This is a genomic window from Burkholderia sp. HAN2018 (genome assembly GCF_024704855.1).
Classification (GTDB): domain Bacteria; phylum Pseudomonadota; class Gammaproteobacteria; order Burkholderiales; family Burkholderiaceae; genus Burkholderia; species Burkholderia cepacia.
In genome coordinates this window covers 1-5,139 of sequence record NZ_QOBB01000347.1, presented here as the reverse complement: position 1 = coordinate 5,139, position 5,139 = coordinate 1, and the positions used below count along the sequence as shown (strand labels likewise).

General features: G+C 60.0%; 6 protein-coding genes. 4 read left to right on the top strand and 2 right to left on the bottom strand.

The genetic code is table 11. The features are described 5' to 3' along the window. The 4 genes from DPV74_RS38845 to DPV74_RS38830 all read left to right on the top strand — a co-directional run. A partial coding sequence (locus DPV74_RS38845) for an integrase core domain-containing protein (RefSeq protein WP_240439922.1) occupies positions 1–114 on the top strand: 114 nt, incomplete at its 5' end. 45 nt (positions 115–159) lie between these two features. Next, positions 160–450, top strand: a complete 291-nt coding sequence (locus DPV74_RS42200; RefSeq protein ID WP_240440100.1) for a hypothetical protein — start codon at positions 160–162, stop codon at positions 448–450. A 10-nt stretch (positions 451–460) separates the two neighbouring features. Beyond that, a complete protein-coding gene (locus DPV74_RS38835) occupies positions 461–1,189 on the top strand; it encodes a putative type VI secretion system effector (RefSeq protein WP_119339117.1) in 729 nt (242 codons plus the stop codon). Positions 1,190–1,232: 43 nt separating this feature from the next. After that, positions 1,233–1,484, top strand: coding sequence for a PAAR domain-containing protein (locus DPV74_RS38830; protein ID WP_119339116.1), 252 nt, complete (start codon positions 1,233–1,235; stop codon positions 1,482–1,484). 52 nt (positions 1,485–1,536) lie between these two features. Here DPV74_RS38830 and tssF read toward each other — a convergent pair whose 3' ends face one another. Beyond that, positions 1,537–3,348, bottom strand: coding sequence for a type VI secretion system baseplate subunit TssF (tssF, locus tag DPV74_RS38825; protein WP_119339115.1), 1,812 nt, complete (start codon positions 3,346–3,348; stop codon positions 1,537–1,539). 194 nt (positions 3,349–3,542) lie between these two features. Continuing rightward, positions 3,543–4,565 carry a diguanylate cyclase domain-containing protein gene (locus DPV74_RS38820; RefSeq protein WP_374709017.1) on the bottom strand — a complete coding sequence of 341 codons (1,023 nt, stop codon included), beginning with the start codon at positions 4,563–4,565 and terminating at the stop codon, positions 3,543–3,545. Positions 4,566–5,139 lie beyond the last annotated feature (574 nt).

The following is a 5,139-nucleotide window of genomic DNA, read 5'->3' as shown; positions in this document are numbered from 1 at the left end:
CGCAACCTGGCCATCGCGTTCGAGCATTACAACGAGAAGCATCCCCATAGCGCGTTGAAATACCGCTCGCCTCGCGAGTTCCGGCGCTCGATGGATTCAGCAACCTTAGTGTGATGCTGTGTCCGGTATTACAGGGTCAACTCCACATTTGCATCATTGATGCTTGTTGGGTATTTCATTGTTTCGTGTTTTGTGATTTTCAAAGGCGGGGTTCCGATCGAGGATTTGCTTATCTCTGGTGCAATTGGGACCTTTTTGACAGCCATGGGATTTTCATTTGTTACATATCGAGTCTCGCGAAAAATGATGGGTTTCGTTTTTCTTGCTGAAGGGGTCTTTGAGGGGTTCGGCTGGAAGGACGTGAAGAATATTGATCTTCCTGCCATCACGAAGAAGGGGAAGAAGCCAGACGAACCAGGTGCATTGGGTGTGCTATATTTCCGCTACTGATTGTTCGTCGATGAGTATGTTGTCCGATCAAATGCAGTTGCTCCGTGGACGTATTGGCAATCTACGGAAGTCGCGTTGCAGCCAGGATTTCTTCTTTACCGATGCTGATCGTGCCAAGATGGGCGCGACAGCGATTGCGGCAGGCTTGGTCGGTCTGGGCGGTGTTGCAGTCGGGTTGAGTAGTATGGCGACGGATACCACTGAAGAGGCCGATTTGCTCGAGTTTGAGCTTGAGGGGAAATCGGTGAAGGCGTGGGTGTGGTGGTCGGTGTTCACAGAGGGCGATGAGGTGGAGATCGTTGCTGAACGATGGGGTGATATTTGGCACGCCTTTGGTATTCGGCGAATTTCAGACAAAATTGTCGCACTTCATCCACATTGCAGTCGGGGGCGTTATGCACACTATCGAGCATCGTTTAGGTGGGGTGGGATGTTTCTTGCGGTGGCACTAGCGGTAGCGTATTTCATCATTGCTTGCTTTGCCGTATTCAAAGGTGAAGCTCCGATTGATAGTTTGCTTATAGGTTGTGCGATGGGAACTTTGGGTTCGGCCGCGATTTTCTCTATTATTACTTATCGAATTTCACGAAAGATGATGGGCTTCGTCCGCCTTGCTGAAGGGATTTTTGAAGGGTTCGGCTGGAAGGACGTGAAGAACATCGATCTCCCCGCCATCACGAAGAAGGGAAAGAAACCAGGGGAGCCTGACGCACTCGGCATCCTGTATTTCCGTTACTGAGCACGCTCGGCTCAGGTTACCAACACAACAAGGCATCCCATTCATGATGAACCTCATCCGTGTCGGTGACGACACCGACCATGGCGGCAAAGTCATCACCGGTTCGTCGAAGATGCGTTTCGACGGCCGTTTCGTGGCGCGCAAAGGCGACGAAGTGTCGTGTCCTCAGCATCCGGAAATCAAGCCGAACCTGATCGTGGAGGGCGACGAATCGATGACCGACGACGGCATCCCGATCGCGCGGCACGGTCATCGTGCGACTTGCGGATGTTGCTTGATTTCAAGCCTTGTCTGAGTGATACGGGGGCACGAAACAGCCGTTCTTCGAGGCTGGTCGCACCCGATAGTCAGACAAGTGCGACCGTCCCCGGTCGCGGAGTGCATCGTTGAATTTCCCGACCGGTGTTGGCCGACATGACGACAAGCTGGACGAAGTTCGTTGCCGACATATGCATTGTGAAAAAGCGTTCCATTACGCCGACGAATGCATTCAGGCAGGTTGCGGCGAACGCCTGTTCATCAACAGTCAAGGTCACCTCCAGCCCCCGTACGAAGCTCGGCATCGGCTCTCTCGACAGCCAGAGCTGCTTGACGCGATGACCCAGATCCGTCAATCCGTCGATCAGGTTCATATGATTCCCGGACCGCGGAGCGAATTGACGGAGGAGGCGTTTCAATTCCACAAGCCCTGTACGGGTCAGGTCACTCGAGTGTGGCGCGAGTTGTGCGATAAGCCGCCATACGGCGTCCCCTTGTTGCGGTAATTGTGCGACCGCGGTGGGCGTATCGAGCATCACGATGCGCGACGCCATTGCGCCTTGTTCATTCACGAGATCGCCATTCTCCGCACTTGCTCGCATCCTGCGCGGGAGATCGCCGTTCGAGCAGGTCAGGTTCGCCGTGATCTGCTCGATCCCGGTGTCGACGGCAGGGAGGCCATCGAGTCCGATCAGGCTGAGTGCGGCGTCAATCTTTCCTGACGGTGTGGCTGCCGTGCCTTGGACGAGAACCCAATAGGGGCCGGCGAGACCGCCTGCGCCGCCGTGCATGAGCGACGTGAACGGTTGAATGGTCTTCGCTCCGGGTACGCCAGCCGTGGCGCGGACCGTGTCGACCGACCAGATCGTGACTTCGGCCGCGTCGGTATTCTGGGATTGAACCGGATACGTGTCGGTCAGCGGGTCGCGCTTGAGCGGCACGGACGTGAGCCGGAACAGATTGACGATCGGCGTGCAGAAGAGTTTCAGGTGCTCCGCCGACAGATTCTTCAATTGCTGCGCTTCTCGCGAATCCGGATGCACGTCGCGGATGGCGAGGTGCAGCGTCAACTGCGGGCCGGGTCCTACAGTACGCACGAGCGCGGCGAGATCGACGTCGACGAAATCGAATTTCTTCGAATACGCAAGGTATTCGCCGAGCAGCCTCAAAGCCGGTGGTCCGTCGTCTTCTTCGATCAGTTTCTCGGTATCGTCGTAGCCCACCGACGCAAGCGCCGGAGCGCGCAGTGCGGTCCAGCGCCGTTCGGCATCTTCGACGAAAGCTGCTGCCGTGCGCATCGTCATGGCATCCATTGCCGCGGCGACAACTTCGTCGGCGCCGTCGATATGGATACGCAAGGGACTCGGGATGGACTCGATACGAAAGCCGGGCCGGGTAACCGCGAAGGTGACGGAGAGGAGGCCGGATGTGTGCGGCGGCAATATGACGTCGGACGGAACGGCGGTTGCCGATGCGTAGCGCGCATTCGCAATGCGTATGGGCGCAAGCGTGACGTCGTACACGGTCCGGAACCGGCAGGCCTCCGCCGTGCTCAGGAGTTCCGTGCCGCGGGGAATCAATGACGGCTCGGCGAGCTTGTCGAGCATGTCCGAAACGTCGAACCGGGCAATGGTACATGCCGGCAGCGGTCGGCCATACTGGGGATGCAGCATGCCGAGGAGGGCGTCGGCAAACTCCGTGTAGTTGTCGTCGAGCCGATCGTCGATATTCGCGGCGAGAAGGGCGAATGATTGCAGCATTCGCTCGATATGCGGATCTTCGGAGCGGTCTCCGTTGATTCCGAGGCGGACTGCAATTTTGGGGTAGCGCGCCGAGAAGGAGGCAATCGATTGGCGCAGTAGGGCAAGTTCTCTTTCGTAGTGCGGAAGCAGATGATCCATTGCGTGAAGTGGCGAACCGATCAAGCGTTAAAAACACGAATTCGCTGTTTGTCCGTTCGCACTGAATGATGTCGGGCGCGTCAGCGCTGGCATCGCAATGATAACCGTGAAATTACAAAATGCTGTCTACGCGTGTCGATCGGCTTTCATGTCTGCCGGTTTCAGAATCGGATTGGCGACGCGGGATGCCCATGTCACGCGTCGCGTGCCCGCTGCGACCGCGTGCGCTTCACCTCATACATCGCCTGGTCCGCATGCTCGATCAGCGCGGTCATGTCGGTGCCGTCGTCGGGCAGCAGCGCGATCCCGACGCTGACGCCGAGCCGCAGCGGGCGCCCCTCGAATTCGAACGGTTCGCTCACCTGGCGCGCGAGCCGCGTGCTTTGCGCATGCGCATCGTCGCGGTTGCCGATGTTCGGCAGGATCACCGCGAATTCGTCGCCGCCGATGCGCGCGACCGTATCCGAGCGCCGCACCGCGCCCTGCATCCGCGTGGCGATCTCGCGCAGCGCCGCGTCGCCCGCGCGGTGGCCGAACCCGTCGTTGATCGGCTTCAGCCCGTCCATGTCGATGTTGAGGATGCCGAGCCGGCCGTTCGCGCGCAGCGTCGTGTGCATCGACTGCCGCAGGCGGTCGTAGAACAGCGCGCGGTTCGGCAGGCCCGTGAGCGCATCGTGCGTCGCGCGCATGTAGAGTTCGTTCGCCTCGTTGCGCGCCGCGTAGAACATCGCGGCGGCGATCAGGTCGGCCGTCAGCCGCAGCGTGCCGGCATCGGCTGGCGAAAAGCCGTCGACTTCCGGCGACATCACCTTCAGCACGCCGACCGTCGTGTCGGCATGGGTGAGCGGCACCACGAGCATCGAGCGCAGGCCGACACGCCGGCATGCGTCGCGATCGACGCGCGGGTCGGTTTCCGAATCGCTGCAGTGCAGCAGCTCGCCTTGCTGCACGCACAGGCCGGACAGGCTGCCCGAGCGCCGCAGCCGCAGGCCGAGCATCCCGGCCGCGGTGCCCGACGCGGCGCGGTACACCATGTCGTCACCCTCGGCGAATTCGACCGCGGCGGCGCTTGCACCGGTGAGCTGCGGCACCTGCTCGGCCACATAGGCCATCACGCTGCCGAGGTCGAGGCCGAGCTTCGCGATCTCGGTCTGGGCGGCAATGATGCGCAGCAGGGTATCGGGGGACGGAGTGGCGGCGTCGGCGATTTGATTCAAGTCAGTTTTCCGTGAAAGAAAGCACGTCCGGCGGCACGGGATTGCGGTAGCATACGCGCCGCTTCGCGGCGGCGCGTTTCGGGGCGGTCTGCAACGGACCGCCGCCGGCCGGCCGAACCGCGCCGGCAGTATGCCGTTCGGCCCGTCGGGCGACAACGGCGCAATTCTTACCATTCATCCCTCTCGCGCAGCATTTTCGACTGGATTGAGGTTTTTTTCGCTTCATCGTCGCGAATCGGGGTAAGTTTTGTCCTATTTTTGAGATAGTGTGACGAATGGGCGCGTGCCGGTGCCAGGCGCGCGCGCAGCACGATGACAGGCGATTAAAGAAATCGCCGCATCGTTTCGATAAATGAATCAGGCCAGTTGGATAGATATGAGGGGAAGCAGTGGGATTGTTCACTCACGGGCATAGCTGCTTTGCGCGCATCGGTTCCGATGCAACGGATGACCTGACGATCCTGACGAAACGGAGCGGCGCATGAAGCCGGCCGTGTCGCTGTTCGTCCTGTCGGCCGCCATGGTCGGCGCGTTTCACGCCGCCGCGCTGTCGGCCGCACCGATGCCGGCCGCC

What these genes read in the sequence shown, in the direction of transcription:
- DPV74_RS38830 (WP_119339116.1), top strand. Translation starts at nt 1,233, where the DNA reads ATGATGAACCTCATCCGTGTCGGTGACGACACCGACCATGGCGGCAAA.
- tssF (WP_119339115.1), bottom strand. Translation starts at nt 3,348, where the DNA reads ATGGATCATCTGCTTCCGCACTACGAAAGAGAACTTGCCCTACTGCGC.
- DPV74_RS38835 (WP_119339117.1), top strand. Translation starts at nt 461, where the DNA reads ATGAGTATGTTGTCCGATCAAATGCAGTTGCTCCGTGGACGTATTGGC.
- DPV74_RS42200 (WP_240440100.1), top strand. Translation starts at nt 160, where the DNA reads ATGCTTGTTGGGTATTTCATTGTTTCGTGTTTTGTGATTTTCAAAGGC.